This is a genomic window from Variovorax boronicumulans NBRC 103145 (assembly GCF_001591345.1).
In the GTDB taxonomy this organism is placed as follows: domain Bacteria; phylum Pseudomonadota; class Gammaproteobacteria; order Burkholderiales; family Burkholderiaceae_C; genus Variovorax; species Variovorax boronicumulans.
In genome coordinates this window covers 13,588-31,442 of sequence record NZ_BCUS01000073.1, presented here as the reverse complement: position 1 = coordinate 31,442, position 17,855 = coordinate 13,588, and the positions used below count along the sequence as shown (strand labels likewise).

General features: G+C 68.2%; 16 protein-coding genes. 7 read left to right on the top strand and 9 right to left on the bottom strand.

From position 1 onward, the window contains the following. From VBO01S_RS20165 to VBO01S_RS20150, 4 genes are all read right to left on the bottom strand, one after another. On the bottom strand, positions 1-223 hold a 223-nt coding region (locus VBO01S_RS20165), incomplete at its 3' end, for a hypothetical protein (RefSeq protein ID WP_218005408.1). A 230-nt stretch (positions 224-453) separates the two neighbouring features. Beyond that, on the bottom strand, positions 454-1,143 hold the full coding sequence (locus VBO01S_RS20160; protein ID WP_062478453.1) for a GntR family transcriptional regulator: 690 nt from the start codon (positions 1,141-1,143) through the stop codon (positions 454-456). A 117-nt stretch (positions 1,144-1,260) separates the two neighbouring features. Then, positions 1,261-1,728 carry an Lrp/AsnC ligand binding domain-containing protein gene (locus VBO01S_RS20155; protein ID WP_062478450.1) on the bottom strand — a complete coding sequence of 156 codons (468 nt, stop codon included), beginning with the start codon at positions 1,726-1,728 and terminating at the stop codon, positions 1,261-1,263. A gap of 143 nt (positions 1,729-1,871) precedes the next feature. Then, the gene (locus VBO01S_RS20150) at positions 1,872-2,327 is read right to left on the bottom strand and encodes a hypothetical protein (protein WP_062478446.1); all 456 of its coding nucleotides are present in this window, start codon (positions 2,325-2,327) and stop codon (positions 1,872-1,874) included. 252 nt (positions 2,328-2,579) lie between these two features. Here VBO01S_RS20150 and VBO01S_RS20145 point away from each other — a divergent pair, with 252 nt between their 5' ends. Next, on the top strand, positions 2,580-3,854 hold the full coding sequence (locus tag VBO01S_RS20145; protein WP_062478443.1) for a Glu/Leu/Phe/Val family dehydrogenase: 1,275 nt from the start codon (positions 2,580-2,582) through the stop codon (positions 3,852-3,854). 104 nt (positions 3,855-3,958) lie between these two features. Beyond that, the gene (locus VBO01S_RS20140; protein WP_062478440.1) at positions 3,959-4,645 is read left to right on the top strand and encodes a DUF2242 domain-containing protein; all 687 of its coding nucleotides are present in this window, start codon (positions 3,959-3,961) and stop codon (positions 4,643-4,645) included. Positions 4,646-4,658: 13 nt separating this feature from the next. Here the strand turns inward: VBO01S_RS20140 and rocF are convergent, their stop codons facing one another. Further along, positions 4,659-5,585 carry an arginase gene (gene rocF / locus VBO01S_RS20135; protein WP_062478437.1) on the bottom strand — a complete coding sequence of 309 codons (927 nt, stop codon included), beginning with the start codon at positions 5,583-5,585 and terminating at the stop codon, positions 4,659-4,661. Beyond that, positions 5,582-7,633 (bottom strand): prolyl oligopeptidase family serine peptidase, encoded by a 2,052-nt coding sequence (locus tag VBO01S_RS20130; protein ID WP_062478434.1) that lies wholly within the window; start codon positions 7,631-7,633, stop codon positions 5,582-5,584. The genes rocF and VBO01S_RS20130 overlap by 4 nt, the downstream gene beginning before the upstream one ends. A gap of 235 nt (positions 7,634-7,868) precedes the next feature. Here VBO01S_RS20130 and VBO01S_RS20125 point away from each other — a divergent pair, with 235 nt between their 5' ends. The 5 genes from VBO01S_RS20125 (at position 7,869) to VBO01S_RS20105 (ending at position 12,353) form a co-directional block, all read left to right on the top strand. Then, a complete protein-coding gene (locus VBO01S_RS20125) occupies positions 7,869-9,575 on the top strand; it encodes a WS/DGAT/MGAT family O-acyltransferase (RefSeq protein WP_062478431.1) in 1,707 nt (568 codons plus the stop codon). 144 nt (positions 9,576-9,719) lie between these two features. Then, positions 9,720-10,271, top strand: coding sequence for a hypothetical protein (locus tag VBO01S_RS20120; RefSeq protein ID WP_062478428.1), 552 nt, complete (start codon positions 9,720-9,722; stop codon positions 10,269-10,271). 86 nt (positions 10,272-10,357) lie between these two features. Further along, positions 10,358-10,828 carry a phasin family protein gene (locus VBO01S_RS20115; protein ID WP_255221155.1) on the top strand — a complete coding sequence of 157 codons (471 nt, stop codon included), beginning with the start codon at positions 10,358-10,360 and terminating at the stop codon, positions 10,826-10,828. Positions 10,829-10,858: 30 nt separating this feature from the next. Then, the gene (locus VBO01S_RS20110; RefSeq protein WP_062478422.1) at positions 10,859-11,494 is read left to right on the top strand and encodes a TetR/AcrR family transcriptional regulator; all 636 of its coding nucleotides are present in this window, start codon (positions 10,859-10,861) and stop codon (positions 11,492-11,494) included. Positions 11,495-11,579: 85 nt separating this feature from the next. Beyond that, positions 11,580-12,353 (top strand): esterase/lipase family protein, encoded by a 774-nt coding sequence (locus VBO01S_RS20105; RefSeq protein ID WP_062478419.1) that lies wholly within the window; start codon positions 11,580-11,582, stop codon positions 12,351-12,353. Between the two features lie 75 nt (positions 12,354-12,428). Here the strand turns inward: VBO01S_RS20105 and VBO01S_RS20100 are convergent, their stop codons facing one another. The 3 genes from VBO01S_RS20100 to VBO01S_RS20090 all read right to left on the bottom strand — a co-directional run bounded on the left by VBO01S_RS20100 (position 12,429) and on the right by VBO01S_RS20090 (position 17,823). Further along, positions 12,429-15,647 carry a bifunctional cytochrome P450/NADPH--P450 reductase gene (locus VBO01S_RS20100; RefSeq protein ID WP_062478416.1) on the bottom strand — a complete coding sequence of 1,073 codons (3,219 nt, stop codon included), beginning with the start codon at positions 15,645-15,647 and terminating at the stop codon, positions 12,429-12,431. Between the two features lie 193 nt (positions 15,648-15,840). Continuing rightward, complete coding sequence (locus VBO01S_RS20095) at positions 15,841-17,100, bottom strand: branched-chain amino acid ABC transporter substrate-binding protein (protein WP_062478413.1); 1,260 nt, start codon at positions 17,098-17,100, stop codon at positions 15,841-15,843. A 33-nt stretch (positions 17,101-17,133) separates the two neighbouring features. Further along, on the bottom strand, positions 17,134-17,823 hold the full coding sequence (locus VBO01S_RS20090) for a TetR/AcrR family transcriptional regulator (RefSeq protein WP_062478410.1): 690 nt from the start codon (positions 17,821-17,823) through the stop codon (positions 17,134-17,136). Between the last annotated feature and the right edge of the window lie 32 nt (positions 17,824-17,855).

Sequence of the window (17,855 nt, the reverse complement as noted above, 5' to 3'; positions counted from 1 at the left end):
AGGCGGCCAGCGCGGCGGCGATGGGCGTGGCGTCGCGCAGCCAGGCCTGGGCGTTCGCCCAGTCGCGCAGCATGGCTTCGACGCCTTGCGTGACCCAGGCTTCGGGCAGCGGTGGCAGGCCGGCCGCGCGGGCCGCCTCCAGGTCGTACAGCTGGCTGTCGATCACCAGGGCGGGGGCAAGCCCGCCGGCGCGGCGGTAAGTGGCGAGCGCGATCCAAGACATTCGATTGACTCCTCTTTTGTAGGTGGGTTGGAATCCGCGACGGGTGTTTTGCATTCAGTGTCTGCGAATTGTGTGCAATTTTATGTTTTGGTGTTCACGAACGTCAAGGGTTTGTCGCGGCATGCCTGAAACGAGCGTGCGGACGCATGCCGCGGCCGGCCTGCGCCGGGAGCGGCGGGCCGGGGCGGGCCAGCGGAAACGGGAGGGAGGGAGAGGGCGCGACAGCCGCGTCAGGCGGCGGCGCTGGAAGACGGGGTGCGGGAGGCGCTGCCGTCGAAGTGCTGCAGCACGTTCATCGCCGAGTTGGCCGCATGGCTGTGCATGGCGGCGGCGGCGGCGTCACCGTCGTGCGCCAGCAGGGCGGCAACGAGGGCGTCATGCTCGACATGGGAATGCTGCAGGCGGTTTTCCGTCGTGAAGAAGCCTTGCGAGCGGAAGGGGGCGAGGCGCTGCCGCAGGCTCAGTGCGAGGTCCTGCAGCGTCTTGTTGCGGGCGCCGGCGTAGATCAGCGCGTGGAATTCCTCGTTCAGCGCGGCGTACGCTTTCGCGTCGCCCTCGGCCGCGGCGTGTCCGGCTTGCTGATGAACGAACTCGATGCGCTTGCGCTCCGACGGCGCGGCGCGCAGCGCGCACAGCTTGGCGCACAGGGCCTCCAGTTCGCCGGAAGCTTCGAAGAGGCCGTCGAGGTCGGCGGGCGCCATCGTCGCCACCGAGAAGCCGCGGCGCGGCAGGTGCTCGATCAGCCGGGTCGAGGCCAGCTGCCGCAGCGCGTCGCGCACCGGGCTGCGCGAGACGCCGAAGCGCGTCGCGATCGTCTGTTCGTCCAGGCGTTCGCCCGGTTGGAAACGGCGCAGCACGATTTCCTCGGCCAGGCGGTCCGAGATGGTCTGGGACAGCGTTTTTCCAGGCTCGTTTTCCATGGTGTGCTTCTTCGGGGGCATGTCGTCCACGCGGTGCGGGACGACATATTGTCGACAAAATTAAATTGTCGCATGCAATTACGCCGGCAAAAACGCCCCCTGATGGGCGTGCGCCGATCAGACCCCGAGCGGCAAGCGCGCGCTGCTCTTCACCTCTTCCATCACCGCATAGGTCCGCGTCTCGCGCACGCCGGGCAGTTGCCACAGCACCGTGCCAGCGAACTCGCGGTAGGCGGCCATGTCGGCCATGCGGGTCTTGAGGAGGTAGTCGAAGCCGCCGGCGACCATGTGGCATTCCATGATCTCGTCGCGCACCTGCACGGCGGCCTTGAACTGGTCGAAGACGTTGGCGGTGGTGCGGTCGAGCAGGACCTCGACGAACACGGTGAAGCCGCGCCCCAGCTTGTAGGGGTCGAGGCGGGCCTCATAGCCCAGGATGAAGCCGTCGCGCGTGAGGCGCTGCACGCGCGCCAGCACGGCGGTGGGGGACAGCGCGACCGCCTCCGCCAGCTTGAGGTTGGTGATGCGGCCGTCTTCCTGAAGGATCTTCAGCAGGCGCAGATCGATGCGGTCCAGATCAAGCATTCGAGGATTATCCGGCGCACACATCGATCGGCTGCAAGAAATGCGGCCTATTTGCCACGGCCATAGGAGATAGAACCAAGGAAATGCCGTTGGACTACCCTTTCGCAGTCATTTGAACTACCGAAAGCCGTGGGTCACCGCATTCAACGCACCGTGGGCGCGCCGGGTGCGGCGGCCTGGCGGCCCGAGAGCTGGTCGACCAGCGCGCCGTAGGCCGGGCCTTCGCGCAGCTTGGTGTAGGCGGCCTGGGCTTCGCGGTAGCCGGGGCGCGACGTGTCGGCGCCGGCTTCGCCCGACTGCTGGGCGGCCAGGCCCGAGCGGATCCACAGCTGGGTGTCGGCGGCCACGGCGGCGCGGCTGTTGGCCGACACCACGACCGGCTCCTGGCCCATGTTCTCGTTGTAGCCCTGGGTGGGCGCGGTCTTCAGCCACTGCTGGGCGTCGGCCGTCACGGCGGCGCGCGTCGTCGACGACGCGAAGGGCGCGGGACGCGGGTCGCCTTCGGCGTAGTTGCCGGCAAAGCTCGGCGCGGCGGCCAGGCCCAGCAGGGCGGCGACGGCGGCGGTGTTCAGAAGGCGGGTGGTGGCAGACAGCTTCATGTTCGTTCACTCCTTGAGGTGGTTGCTTGGTTGGTGAGAACGACTGTACGAAGCGCATCCACGCGACCGATAACGTCTGGATGACGGTTTTGTCATGTGCGTATCCACCTGCATCGGGCCGCGCCGAGAGGGACCGCAAGGGGCCTTCCAACTTCTCTTGCATAACCGCCATCGCGGCATGCATAAGCCATGGCGCGCGGCCCTCAGTCGGAATATCGTTGCGCCCATCCATTCCAACCAAGGGAATCTTCCATGAACGAGAAACTCTCCTTCGTCAATCCGACGGCCAACAGCCCCTGGGGCACCTACCTGTCGCAGGTCGATCGCGTCGTGCCGTACCTCGGCCCGCTGGCGCGCTGGGTCGAAACCCTCAAGCGCCCCAAGCGCGCGCTGATCGTCGACGTGCCGATCGAGATGGACAACGGCACCATCGCCCACTTCGAGGGCTACCGCGTGCAGCACAACATGAGCCGCGGCCCGGGCAAGGGCGGCGTGCGCTTCCACCCCGACGTCACGCTGGAAGAAGTGATGGCGCTGTCGGCCTGGATGACCATCAAGACCGCCGCCGTGAACCTGCCGTACGGCGGTGCCAAGGGCGGCATCCGCGTCGACCCGAAGAAGCTGTCGCTGCAAGAACTCGAGAAGGTCACGCGCCGCTACACCAGCGAGATCGGCATCATCATCGGCCCGCACACCGACATCCCCGCGCCCGACGTGAACACCAACGCGCAGATCATGGCGTGGATGATGGACACCTACTCGATGAACGTCGGCGGCACCGCCACCGGCGTGGTCACGGGCAAGCCGCTGCACCTGGGCGGATCGCTGGGCCGCGTGAAGGCCACCGGCCGCGGCGTGTTCGTCACCGGCCGTGAAGCGGCCCGCCGCCTGGGCATGGACCTGCGCGGCGCGCGCATCGCGGTGCAGGGCTTCGGCAACGTGGGCTCGGTCGCGGCCGAACTCTTCGTCGAAGCCGGCGCCAAGATCGTCGCGGTGCAGGACCACACCGGCACCATCGTGAACACCAACGGCCTCGATCTGACCCAGCTGGTGCCCATCTCGCGCACCGACGGCGTGGTCGGCTTCAAGGCCGGCGGCGACATCGTGCCGAATGAAGACTTCTGGGACGTGGCCTGCGACATCCTGATCCCGGCCGCCCTCGAAGGCCAGCTCACGGCCGAACGCGCCAAGAAGACCACCGCCAAGCTGGTGCTCGAAGGCGCCAACGGCCCGACGGTGCCCGAGGCCGACGACATCCTGGCCGAGCGCGGCGTGCTGGTCGTGCCCGACGTGATCTGCAACGCCGGCGGCGTGACGGTCTCGTACTTCGAATGGGTGCAGGACTTCTCGTCCTTCTTCTGGGACGAGGACGAGATCAACGTGCGCCTCGACCGCATCATGATGAACGCGCTCAACCAGATCTGGGACACGGCCGACAAGCACAAGATCCCGCTGCGCACTGCCACCTACGCGGTGGCCTGCGAGCGCATCCTGATGGCGCGCCAGGAACGCGGTCTGTACCCCTGACGCGATCTCCGGGGCTTGCAGGGCCTTTCGGGAACCCCCGGCCTGCCGGGGGCTCGAAGCGAAGCCGCCGGTTGGTTAGCATCCGGTGTCTTTCCCGCCCTGCCATGCCCCAGACCTCTTCTGCCGCTTTCTTCGCTTCGCCGGCCCGCGTGCCGGCGTTTCTGTTCCCGGGCCTGCTGTCGGCCCTGTTGCTGGCCGGCTGCGGCAGCTTCGGCACGCGCCAGACCTACGAGCCCGAAGACTTCGACTCGACCACCACCCACACGCGCAACTACGCCGCCAGCGAGGCCCAGACCTGCGAGGCGGCGCGCCGTGCGCTGCTGAGCCAGGGCTACATGGTCACGGCCGCCAACGCCGACCTGGTAACCGCGCGCAAGAGCTTCCAGCCCGCGGCCGAGACGCATGTCGAGGTGGAGTTCCGCGTGGTCTGCGCGCGGGAAGGGGGCGCCGGCAGCGCCTCGGCCGGCCGCAGCACCGTGGCCTTCGCCACCGCACTGCAAGACCGCTACGGCCTGAAGAAGGGCAGCAACTCGGCCAGCCTGGGCGTGGGCGCCATCGGCTCGCTCTCGCTGCCCTTCGGCGGCAGCAACGAGGCGATGGTCAAGGTGGCGAGCCAGACGCTCACCGACGAACGCTTCTACGACCGCTTCTTCACGCTGGTCGAGCGCTTCCTGCAGGGCGGCGGCCCCGACATGCCCGCCGATGCGGCACCGGCCGACGACGCGCCGAAGCCCGCCACCCGCCCCGCCGCCACCACCTTCCCGGTGGCGCCGTCGCCCAACCGCGGCTGAACAGGCTTCGCGCTCAGCGCACCAGCGTCGACTTGCCGAACAGGCTCTCGATCAGCTCCACCGCCACCTCGGCCGTCTGGTTGCGCACGTCGAGCGCGGGGTTGAGTTCCACCACGTCGACCGAGCCGAGCCGGCCCGTGTCGGCGATCATTTCCATGCACAGCTGCATCTCGCGGTAGGTCGGCCCGCCGCGCACGCCCGTGCCCACGCCGGGTGCGTCGGCCGGGTCGAGGCAATCGAGGTCGAAGCTCACGTGCAGGTGGGTGTCTTCGTCCACATCTTGAAGCGCCTCAGTCATGGTGGTGCGCATGCCGTTCTCGTCGATGTGGCGCATGTCGAACACGTGCAGACCGAGTGTGCGGATCGCTTCCTTCTCGTCGGCATCGACGCTGCGGATGCCGATGAAGCGGATGGCGTCGTGCGCCAGCGCCGCGGGCTCGCCGCTCCAGCCCGTGAGGTCCGCCGGCCCGTGGCCCAGCAGGCACGACACCGGCATGCCGTGCAGGTTGCCGCTGGGGCTCGTGGTCTCGGTGTTGACGTCGGAGTGCGCATCGAGCCACAGCACGCGCAGCTTCTTGCCGCGTTTTCGCGCATGCCAGGCCACGGCGCTGATGGAGCCGATCGCCAGGCAGTGGTCGCCGCCCAGCATCACCGGCACGTGGCCGGCGCCCAGCGCGGTGTCGACGGCGGCGTAGACCGAGCGGTTCCAGGCGATCACCTCGGTGAGGTGGCGCAGTCCGTTGGCCGGCGGTGCCCACGGCGTGGCCGGGCCCGCGAGGTTGCCGCGGTCGAGCACCGTGAAGCCCTGGCCCGCCAGCGCCTCAGCCAGGCCGGCCACGCGCAGTGCGTCGGGGCCCATGCCCGCGCCGCGCACGCTGGCGCCGATGTCGGTCGGCGCGCCGATCAGTTCGAGGGTGGTTGTCCCGGTGCTGCTGTTCATGTCGGTCTCCCGATGTGGTGCCAGAGGTAGGCGTAGCCGAGCGCATCCATGAAGGCGGACGCCTTGTTGTCCGCGGCGGCGCTGTGGCCGCCTTCCATGTTCTCGTAGAAGCTGCTGTCGTGCCCCTGCGCGAGCAGCTTCGCGTGCATCTTGCGCGCATGCACGGGCCCCACGCGGTCGTCGCGCGTGGAGGTGGTGAAAAGGGCGGGCGGGTAGGGCGTGCCGGCCCGGGCGTTCTCGTAGGGCGAGAAGGTCCGGATGAACTCCCACTCGTCGGGCAGTTCCGGGTCGCCGTACTCCGCGATCCACGAGGCGCCGGCCGACAGCTGCGTGTAGCGCTTCATGTCGAGCAGCGCCACCTCGCTCACGATGGCGCCGTACAGCTGCGGGTACAGCGTGAGCATGTTGCCCATGAGCAGGCCACCGTTGCTGCCGCCCATGGCGCCCAGGTGCGCGGGCGAGGTGATGCCGCGCGCGAACAGGTCCTGCGACACGGCCGCGAAGTCTTCGCAGGTGCGCAGCCGGTTCTCCTGCAGCGCGGCCTGGTGCCAGCGCGGGCCGTACTCGCCGCCGCCGCGGATGTTCGCCACCACGTACACGCCGCCGCGCTCGAGCCAGGCGCGGCCGATGCCGCCGCTGTAGCTCGGCTCCAGCGAGATCTCGAAGCCGCCATAGGCGTACTGCAGCGTGGGGTGGGTGCCGTCGGCCACGAGGTCTTTCGCGGCGATCTCGAAGTAGGGCACGCGCGTGCCGTCCGCCGAGGTCGCGAAATGCTGGCTCACGCGAAAGCGCGAGGCGTCGAAGAAGCCGGGGCTGTGCTTCAGCGGCTGCGGCTCGCCCTGGCCGAGGGTGCCGATGTACAGCGTGGTCGGCTGCAGGAAGCCGCTCACGGTCAGGAAGTAGTCGTCGCTCTCGGTCTCGTCGATGCCGCCGGCCGCCACGCACGAGAGCGCGGGCGCGCCGCCCAGGCTGTCGCGCGCCCAGTCGCCCAGGCCGTCCGCCGGCGGCGTGAGCACCTCGAGCCGGTTCACCACGTCGTGCATCACGTTGAGGATGAGGTGGTGGCGCGTCCACGAGTAGTCGTCCAGCGCGGTGGTGTCGTCGGGCTCGAACAGCAGCGTGAGCTCGCGCGCGCCGGCCATGTAGTCGTCGAAGCGCGCGGCCAGCAGCGAGCCGGCGGTGTAGGTGCGGCCGGCCACGGTCCAGTCTTCGCGCGGCTCGATCAGCAGCCACTCGCGTGTGACGCCGGTGTTGGCGTCGTCGGGCACGTCGATCTTGGCCAGCGTGCCGTCGGGCGCGCGCAGCCAGGTCTCGCTGTCGTAGAAGTCGATCTGGCGCGAGACGAAGTCGCGCTCGAAGCCGGGCGTGTGGTCGCTCCAGGCGCTCACCGACATGTCTTCGTGCGCGCCTTCGTACACGGTGACGGCTTCGGCCAGCGGCGTGCCGCGTTGCCACTCCTTCACCAGGCGCGGGTAGCTCGAGCTGGTCATGGAGCCGGGGCCGAAATCGGTGCCCACGTACAGGTGGTCGATGTCTTTCCAGGTGACGTGGTTCTTCGCCTCGGGCAGCGCGAAGCCGCCTTCGACGAACGACATGCTCACCAGGTCGAACTCGCGCACCACGTCGGCATCGGCGCCGCCGCGCGACAGCGAGATCAGGCAGCGTTCGTACGCGGGCTCCAGGCAGTCGGCGCCGTGCCAGACCCAGTTCTCGCCGTCCTGCGCGGCCAGCGCGTCGAGGTCGAGCACGGTCTCCCACGCGGGCTCGGGCGTGCGGTATTCATCGAGCGTGGTGCGGCGCCACAGGCCCTTGGGGTGCGCCTTGTCGCGCCAGAAGTTGTAGTACAGCGCACCGATCTTGCTGACCATCGGAATGCGCGCGTCCGAGTCGAGCACCTCGAGCAGGCCCTGCTCGATCGACTGGAAGGCCGGCGACTGCGCATAGGTGTGAACGGCGTGTGCATTCTGCTGGCGAGCCCAGTCCAGAGCGGCTTCGCCGTCGATGTCTTCGAGCCAGAGATGGGGGTCTTCGTTGTGCGCAGAGGTCATGCGGCACAGTGTACGAAGCCCCCGTGAATGCGGCGGCCTGTGAGCAGTTGTTGCTGCATTCGAGGCGCGTCGATTTTTTCATTACATGTGGATGCGCGCCCCGGCCATCCTTGGGGCAAACCCCTGTCCCGGGCGTGCCTTCCCCCGGTGGAAACACTGAAGAAGCGAAGGCCCACGAACGCGATGCCCACGGTATCCTGCCGGACGGCGCATGCCCCAACGAGGAGAACCACACATGAAACACCTGAGCGGTCTTGATGCCACCTTCCTGCACCTGGAGACCCCCGAGATGCCGATGCACGTGGGTTCGCTCAACGTGCTGGACCTGCCCAAGGGCTATAAGGGCGACTTCTACGAAGACGCCAAGGCCTTCATGGCCAGCCGCATCCACCTGGCCGACGTGTTCACGCGCAAGCTCGCGCTGATGCCCTTCGACATGACCAATCCGGTGTGGGTCGAGGACGACGACATCGACCTCGACTACCACGTGCGTCACATCACGCTGCCCAAGCCCGGCACCAACCGCCAGCTGCAGCAGTACGTGGCACGGCTGCACTCCACGCTGATGGACCGCAGCCGGCCGATGTGGGAGTTCTTCATCATCGACGGCCTCAAGAGCGGCCAGGTGGCGCTGTACACCAAGGTGCACCACGCGGGCATCGACGGGCAGGCCGGCGTGGAGCTGGGCAAGGCCATCTTCGACCTCGAGGCCACGGGCCGCGTGATCAAGCCGCCGCGTGCGCGCCCGCGCAGCAACGGCTACCAGCTGGGCATGGCCGAACTCGCCACGGCGGCGCTGCGCAACACGGCGCAGCAGTACGTGAAGCTCTTCAAGATGGCCCCGGCCATCGCGCGCGCCATCGGCGGCCTGGCCCAGCCCGACGAGAAGGCGGCCGACAAGGCGGCCGCCACCGCGCCGAAGAAGTTCAACCTCTTCGCGCCGCGCACCTCGCTGAACGTGTCGATCACCAACCAGCGCACCTTCGCCGGGCGCACCATCTCGCTGGCCGAGACCAAGTACATCGCCAAGCATTTCGGCGTGTCGCTCAACGACGTGGTGCTGGCCACCGTGGCCGGCGCGCTGCGCCACTACCTGGCCGACAACAACGAGCTGCCGGCCAAGCCGCTGGTGGCCGGCGTGCCCGTGAGCCTGCGCGAGGCCGGCGACCAGACGGCCAACAACCAGGCCAGCATGATCCTCGTGAGCCTGGCCACCGACATCACCGATCCGCTGCAGCGGCTGAAGGCGATCAACGCCTCGTCGAACTCCTCGAAGTCGACGATGAACCGCTTCAAGGCCGTGATCCTGGACGACTTCCCGACCTTCGCCGCGCCGTGGCTGGTGTCGGGCATCGCGTCGATGGTGGGGCGCTCGGGCATCGTCAACCTGCTGCCGCCGGCGGCCAACGTGGCCGTCTCGAACGTGGCGGGCGCGCCGTTCCCGATGTACTTCGCGGGGGCGCTGGTCACCTGCTACTACCCGGTGTCGATCGCCAGCCACGGCACCGCGCTCAACGTCACCGTGCAAAGCTACAACGGCCGCATGGACTACGGCCTGATCGCCTGCCGCCGCGCCGTGCCCGACATCACCGAGATCGGCGACTACCTGCTGGCCGAGCACAAGCTGCTGATGGAGCTGACGCAGAAGCACCCGGCCGTCTCCGGCGCGCCGGCCACACCGCCCAAGCCCGTGGCCGCCCCCGCGCCGGAAGCGGACGAAGAGGCCCAGGCCGCTGCACCGGCCCGCAAGCCGGCCGCGCGCAAGAAGGCGCCGGTGAAGGCCGTCGCCGCCAAGAAGACGGCGCAGAAGGCCCCTGCCAAGGCCGCGCCGGTCAAGGCGGCGGCGAAGAAAGTCCCTGCGAAGAAGGCTGCGGCGAAGAAGGCCGCACCCCGGCCCGCGGCCCGCAAGGCCGCCGCATCGCCGCGCGCTGCTGCGGCATGATCGACAGGGCCGGCGGCCTGGACAAAAAATTGGGGCAGTTGGACTAGTTTTCCGACCGTTCTAGTTTTCCAGGCCTAGGCCCTGCGGAAGATGATTGGCCCATCGCGATTCCCCGCGAGCCATTCAACTTCAAGGAAATCTCACATGTCCACGCGAACCAACATCGCTTCCGCCGCCATCCACGTCGTCGGCCAGTACAACGACGCAGGCAAGACCCTGGTCGGTGCCTACCGCACCGGCGTGCAACGCCTGCTGGGCGGTGCCGCTTCGCGCTACAGCGAGTTCCTGGGCAACCGCCAGATCCCGCTGGTGAGCGAACAGATCAAGGCCAACCTGATCGGCGCGCAAGAGAAGGTGCACGGCTTCCTGGCCAACCGCCTGGACATCGACACCAGCCGCATCGTGAACGTGATGGACCGCGTCGCTGCCGGCACCACCAGCGGCATCGAAACCGTCGCCAACCGCGTCGCCCAGATCGAATCGCCCGCTGCCACCACCGTGCTGAACGCCCTGTCGGCCGTGAACCAGCCCTTCGCCACCGTGTCGGTGCAAATCGCTGACCGCATCGTCGCCGGCACCAAGCAGATCGAAGCCCGTGTGAGCGGCACCGAAGAAGCCGCCCCCGTGCGCACCGTGAAGGCCAAGGTCGCTGCGGCCAAGAAGCCGGTTCGCCGCGCTGCCCGCAAGGCGGCCTGATCCCGGGGCGCTGAGCGCGCCCTTTTCATTCCTTACGCCCCTGGAGCACCCACCGCATGGCGACCCGTCCCGATGACACTGCAAAGTTGAAGAAGAGGGCAGCGCCTGCGAAGAAGGCTCCGGCGGCGAAGAAGAAGGCCGCGCCCCGCAAGGCGGCGCCGGCTGCGAAAGCAGCGCCCGCAGACACTGCGGCGGCCGGCACCAACAAGGCCGAAGCGCTGCTGCGCGCCGGCCTCAAGGCGCTGGACAACGTGCGCAACGACGTCGCCAAGCGCCAGGCCAACGTGATCGAAGGCCTGCTCGGCATCGGGCACGGCAAGGCCGACGTGGCCGGTGCCAAGGCGGCGCTGACGCGCGGCTTCCCCAGCCTGGACACCTTCGGCATCCGCAAGTTCGAGGACGTGTTCGACCAGCGTGTCGCCACCGCCCTGCAACGCCTGGGCATGCCCAGCGCCGACGAGGTACAGGCCCTGCGCGACGAGGTGGCGCAGTTACGCGAACGCCTCGCCAGACTCGAGAAACCGTCCAGTTCAAGTGGCTCCGGCGGCAAGCGCTGAGCGGCACACAACGCACGCAACACGCCGCTTGTGGCCAGCTCCAACACCACGCGCGATCGCATCCTGCAGACCAGCCTTGCGCTGTTCAACGCGGAAGGTCTTCCGGCCGTGTCCACGCACAAGATCGCGGCCGAGCTCGGCATGAGCCCGGGCAACCTGCACTACCACTTCAAGGCCAAGCAGCTGATCGTCGAATGGCTGTTCCGGCGCTTCGAGCAGCGGCTCGAGGTGCTCAACGGCTCGTCGGCTTCCATCACCGCCATCGACGACCTGTGGCTCGCGCTGCACCTGCGCTTCGAGGCCATCGACGAGTACCGCTTCATCTACCGCGACATGGCCTTCCTGGCCAGCGAGTACCCGGCCCTGGGGCAGCGCGCCCAGGCCATGACGGCGCAGAACCTGCTGGCGGCCCAGACACTGTGCGAAGGGCTGGTGGCCTCGGGCGTGATCGAGACCAGCGCCGAGCAGGCGCGCATCCTCGCGCTGCAGATGGTCTTCACCACCACCTGCTGGCTCTCGTTCGAGCGGCTGGTGCCGGGGCGCGACGCGCTGGCGCAGGCCGACCCCGGTTTGGCGGCTTTCTACACACTCACGCTGGTTTCTCCGTATGTTTCCAGCGAATCGAGGGCTTATCTTGATTACCTGAGGGGCAAATACCTCGGATAAATGAAGTTGTCGTCCGACGGGGCATGCAACTTCGCACCCCCATCGTCGTCCTACAGAAGAAAGAAACAGAAAGGAAGCCGCCATCATGTCCACCGCCACCCACGAACCCATCGCACCGCCGTCGCGCCTGCTCTTGCTGGCCGAAGCGCGCGCCCTCTGGGAAACCGGCGCCGGCCTCGCCATGTGGCCGCTGCTGCAGCTCGCGCCGCGCGGCGACGGGCACCCCGTGCTTGTGCTGCCCGGCCTGGTGGCCAGCGACATGTCCACGCTGCTGCTGCGCCGCTACCTGTGCAGCCGCGGCTACGACGCGCACGGCTGGGGCCAGGGCCGCAACCTGGGCCCGCGCGCCGGCGTCGAGGACGGCATGGTCGACCTGCTCAAGACCCTGGCCGACAAAAGCGGCCTGAAGGTCAGCGTGATCGGCTGGAGCCTGGGCGGCGTCTACGCGCGGCTCTTGGCCTCGGCGCAGAAGGACCTCATCCGCAACGTGATCACGCTGGGCAGCCCGTTCTCGGGCAGCCCGCGCGCCACCAACGCCTGGCGCGTGTACGAAGGCGTGAGCGGCCAGAGCTCGCACGACCCGCGCCGCATGAAGTTCGTCGAACCCACGCCGCCCGTGCCCACGACCTCGATCTTCAGCCGCACCGACGGTGTCGTCGCATGGCGCTGCAGCCTCGAAAAGACTGGCCCGCAGTCGGAGAACATCGAGGTGGTGGCAAGCCACCTGGGGCTCGGCGCGCACCCCGCCGTGCTCTATGCGGTGGCCGACCGGCTGGCGCAGCCCGAGGGCGAGTGGAAGCCGTTCAACCGCGGCATGCTCGGGCCGCTGGTGTACCCGGACCCGGACCGCAACGTCTGACCTGAGGCGAACGCTCCCCAAGAAAAAAGACCGGCAAATGCCGGTCTTCTTCTTTGGGGCTCCAGACTTGGTTCTTCAGGCCCCGGCCCACACGTCGAGCACATAGCGCTGCTCGGCAATCATCTGGTCCATCCACGCCGCGCTGTCCTGCCCATGCTCGCGCGCGAGGTCGCTGAGCGTGCGCCGCACGTCGGGCTCCATGCGCGAGCCGTCGCCGCACACGTACACGACGGCGCCGGCTTCGAGCAGCTTCCACACGGCAGCGCCCTGTTCGCGGATCAGGTCCTGCACGTAGACCTTGCGGTCGCCGGCGCGCGAGAAGGCCGTGTGCAGCTTCATCAGGCCGCGGTGCGACCAGGCCTGCAGCTCCTCGGCGTAGATGAAATCCTGCTCGGGGTGGCGGCAGCCGAAGAACAGCATCGCCTCGCCCAGCGCGTCGCCGCGTTCGACCTGCGACGCGCGCGCCTGCAGGAAGCCGCGGAACGGCGCCAGGCCGGTGCCCGGGCCGATCATGATGAGCGGCCGGTTTGCATCCTCTGGCAGGCGGAAGCCCTCGGCCGTGGTCTCGCGGATCACGCCGTGCACCGTGTCGCCGGCCTCGGCGCGCGCCAGGAAGTTGGAGCACACGCCCTCGAAGGTGCCGTTGCCCGACAGCGCGGGCGCGCTCACCACGCCCACCGTCACGCTGCAGCGCCCCGGCGTCATCGTCGGTGACGAGGAGATCGAGTAGTAGCGCGGCGACAGCGGCGACAGCATTTCCAGGAACACCGAGAACGGCACCTGGCAGGCGCGGTGCTCTTCGAGCAGCTCCAGCAGCGACTTGCGCTTGTGCAGCACCTCGGCCTTGTACGCGGCCTGCGAGGCCTCGTCGCTGCCCGACAGCGCCTGCAGCTTCGGCTTGGTGAAGGGGCACTCGGTGTGCGCCGCCAGCGTGGCGATCTGCTTGCGCGTGGCCACGTCCTGCAGTTCGACGTAGTCGCCCAGCAGGCGATCGACCGCGATGACCTGGTCGACCGGCAGCGCCGCCTTGCGGCCCGGCACCGCCGACAGGCGCACGTGCGCCGAGCGGTCGAAGCCGAAGCGCGCCATCGCGCGTTCGACCTGCGCCGGGCTGTTGCGCGGCACCACGCTCAGGTGGTCGCCGGGCACGTAGTTCACGCCCTCGGGCAGCATCAGCTCGACGTGCCGCGTGGAGCGCCCGGCCTCGCCGTTGGCGCCGGCGCTTTGCAGCTCGCGGTTCTCGATCACGCGCAGCGGCACGGCGCCCAGCGCATCGACCAGCGCGTTCTTCTGCGGCGGCGGCAGCTCTTCGAGCGTGTACAGCGGCTCGGCCTCGGCCGGCGTGTCGGCGCCGTTCTTGATGTCGAAGGTCTTCACCAGCGCGGGCCACAGCGCGTCGCTCCAGTCCTGGAAGGCACCGTCCATGTCTTCGCGCGCATCGCCTTCGCCGCGCTCGTGCACGCGGTCGGCGCCCAGCGCTTCGAGCCGTTCGTCGATGCGGCGCGGCACCGCCTGGTAGGTGGCGGCCCAGTCGGTGTTGCCGCAGCCGAACACGCTGAAGCGCACGCCGTTGAGCGAATCGTCGGCCTTGTCGAGCCAGCGGTGGAACTCCGCCGCGTTGTCGGGCGCCACGCCGTTGTACGAGGCGCAGACGATGGCCACCGCGCCGCTGGCCGGCAGCCGCTCGGCGTAGTCGTCGAGCGAGGCCAGCTGGGTCGAGAAGCCGCGCAGCTCGCCGGCCTCGGCCAGCTGGCGCGCCAGGTCTTCGGCGGTGCCGAGGTTGGAGCCCTGCAGCACCAGCAGCGAGGTGCCGTGGCGCGCCGCCTGCGGCTTGCGCGCGGCGGGCTTGGCCGGCGTGTCGGGCGTGGCCGCCGCTTCCACGGTGCCGCGCGGGCGCGAGGCCGGGTCGCGCAGCAGCGCCTTGATCTTGAAGTTCTCGGGCTTGATCGTCAGCGCTTCCTTGATCTTGAGCTTGTAGCCCGTGTGATCGACGAGGTTGAAGCGCTGCAGGATCATGCCCAGCGTGAGCACTGCCTCCTGCAGGGCGAACTGCCGCCCGATGCAGGCGCGCTGGCCGTTGCCGAAGGGCTTGAAGGCGTTCACCGGCCGCTCGCGCTCGGCCTCGCGGCTGAAGTGGTCGGGGTTGAACTGGTCGGCGTCCTCGCCCCAGATGCCCTTGTCACGGTGCAGCGCCAGCGCGTGCATGATGACCATGTTGTTCTTCTTGATCGTGTACTGGCCGCCGATCTTGGTGTCTTCCTTCGCGCGCATCGAGATCGCGGGCGCGGTCGGGTACAGGCGCAGCGACTCCTTCAGCACCTGCATCACGTACTGCAGGCGGTTGACCTGCGCGTAGGTGGGCTTTTGCGTGGTGTCGCCGCCGAACACGCTGTCGACCTCGGCCTGCGCCTTGGCCATCGCCTCGGGGTTGTTCAGCAGGAAGTAGATGGCGAACGACAGCAGGCCGCTGGTGGTCTCGTGGCCCGCGATGAGGAATTCGATGCACTCGTCGCGGATCATCTTGTCGGTGAGCTTCTCGCCGCTCTTCTTGTCCACGCCCGCGATCATGTAGCTCAGGAGGTCGGGCTTGGTGGCGATGTCGGCACCGCTGGCGCGCCGCTCCTCGATGATGTCTTCCACCATCTTGTGCATGTAGCGGATGTCCTTGCGCTGCTGCGCCAGCTCCTTCTTGAGCATCAGCTCCTCGAGTGGAATGCCGCGCCGGTTCTGCACCGTCTCCAGCGTGCGCACCATCGCATCGACGAAAGGATGGAAGCCCTCGCGGTAGAACGAGTTGAAGCGGTAGCCGAAGCCGCACAGGCCGATGGTGTCCAGCGTGAGCGCCGTCATGTCGCGCACCACGTCCACCTCTTCGTCGAAATTGAGGCGCTCCCACTTGGTGACCAGCTGCCCTGCGATGTCCAGCATCATCGGGTGGTAGGCCTGCATCGCGCGCTGGCTGAAGTTGGCCAGAAGGATGTTGTGCGGCTTGGACCACGTCTCCTCGTGCGTGTCGGACGTGAAGAGGCCGTGCGACGCGGCGCGCAACCGGCGCAGTGCGCCGCGCGTGCTCTTGTCGAAGCGCGGCTCTTCGCACAGCTCGTCGACCAGCGCGGGCGACGACACCACGATCACCGGCATGCCCGGCATGTCGAGCCAGTAGATGCCGCCGAGGTCCTGCGCGATCTTCCACATGTCGAGCACCGGCGAATCGGAGCCGATGGACAGCAGATTGCCGACGAAGGGTTTCTTCGCCGGATGGGGGATCGGATGGAGCGAGTTCTTTCCTGCCATGGTGTACCTTGTTGTGCCTTCGGTATGGACCCGCTTCGGATGTCCGGGATGCGAATCCGGAGTATCCCGATGGCACAGGGGGTGGGCAGGACGGGGTTTCCCTAGGAAACAATGACGCGGCGCAGGGGGCGATCACGCCGTCAGCGTGATCGCTATTCACAGTGGCCTGGGCAGGTCCCCCGAAAGAACTCAGTCAGGGTCGAACCATCTTGCAGTCGGTGCCTTGCGCCAGCTCGTTCCCGGTATAGACCGCATCGGTGCGGAAGCCGTAGTTGGTGCCTTCCCAGCCCGTCTTCACCGCCTTGCCGTCCACCGGTGCGATGGTGTTCACCACCTGCGGCAGCAGCAGCTGGTGGTCTTCGCCGCGCATGCGCACCGGGCCCACCACCGAGTCGAAGCTCAGGTCTTCGAGGGCGCGTGCCACCTTCACCGTGTCGGCGCTGCCGGCCTTGGCGATGGCGGCGGCCAGCAGGCGCGGCGTCATGTCGATGCGCGGCGCGAGGAAGTCCTTGCCGGTCTTGGCCTTGTAGGCCCTGGCCAGTGCATCGACCTTCGGCGTGTCGGCCTGGCCCGGGTGCCATTCGGCCACCCAGGTGAGCTGCCCCGTCTTGGCCTGCGACACGGCGGTGACCGTGCCGGGCACCGAGCCCGCGCTGTGGTTGAAGTAGCGCAGGTTGTAGCCCGCATCGCCCGCGGCCTTCTGCAGCAGCGTCATGTCCTGGCCCCAGTTGCCGGTGATGACCGAGTCGGCGCCGCTTTGCTTGATGTTGGCGATGTAGGGCGCGAAGTCTTTCACGCGGCCGATGGGGTGCAGCGTCTCGCCGACGAACTGGATGTCGGGGCGCGCCAGGCCCACCAGCTGGCGGCCGTAGCTGGCCCACTGCTTGCCGTGGGCATAGTCCTGGTTGAGCAGGTAGACCTTCTTCACGTCCGGCGTCTTCTTGATGTAGTTGGCCAGCGCCTTCATCTTCATCGCCGTGTTGGCCTCGGTCTGGAAGTGCCAGAAGCTGCAGCCCTTGCCGGTCATCTCGGGGTCGATCGAGGAGTGGTTCAGCACGATCAGTTCCTTGCCCGGGTTGCGCTGGTTCCAGCGCGCCACGGCCAGCACCAGCGCTGTCACCACCGACGAGCCCGAGCCGCCCGTGACGATCGCCTTGGCGCCCTGGTCGATCGCCGCCTGCAGCGCGCTCTGGCTTTCCTGCGCCGAGAGCTTGCTGTCGAACTGCAGCAGCTGCAGCTTCATGCCGCCGAGCACGCCGCCCTTGGCGTTGATGTCCTCGATGGCGTACTGCGTGTGCATGAGCATCAGCTCGCCCACGTTGGCGAACGGGCCCGACAGCGGATCGATGTAGGCGATCTTGTAGGTCGGCTGCTGGGCCTGCGCTGCCGTGCCGGCGATGGCAAACAGAGAGGCAAGGGCGATCCGCGCCAAAGGCGCATGCGTGAGCTTCATGAAGTGTCTCCGGAGGGTGTGTGAAAGACGGAATCAGTTCTTCGCGCGCAGCCCGATCACGCGGCTGGCCAGCTTCGTGAGCTGCGCCACCACCTCGTCGGGCGAGAGGCGCCCGCCGGGGCGGTACCAGCTGTAGAGAAAGCCCGGCAGGCTGCAGGCCGCGAGCGCGGTGATCTTGGTCTCGTCGAAGTCGAGGTCGCCGTCGCGCCGGGCTTCTTCGAGCAGCGGGCACAGCAGGTCGTAGAAGTGGTGCGCGAGCTTCTTCTGCGCTTCGAGGTATTCGGGGCGGTACACCTGCGGCTCGCGGTACGCGAAGAAGGCCACCGGGTGGTGCGAGATGGTGGCGCGGATCAGCCGCTCGATGCCTTCCATCACCTTCTCGCTCGCGCGGCGCGGGTCGGCGGCGGCGAAGTCGAGCGCGGTGAAGCAGTCGACCGCGGGGCGCCACGACAGCGTCTCGAAGATCTCCTGCTTGTCGCGGAAGTAGTAGTACACGAAGGGCTTGGTCACGCCCAGCTCGCGCACGATCTGCGCCATGGTCGTGTTGGCGTAGCCCTGCGCGGCAAACAGCTGCGCCGCCGCCTGCAGGATGCGCTCGCGCTGCAGGTCGGTGCCCTGCGTGGCCGCGCGCTGGCGGCCCGTGCCCTGCGGCAGGTGCGGCTGCGCCGCCAGCGCCGCGTGCGTGACAGAGGGTTTGTTCGGTGTCGCGGAAGTTATACCCATGGGTAGGATTGTTCGTGCACCATGCCGCATTG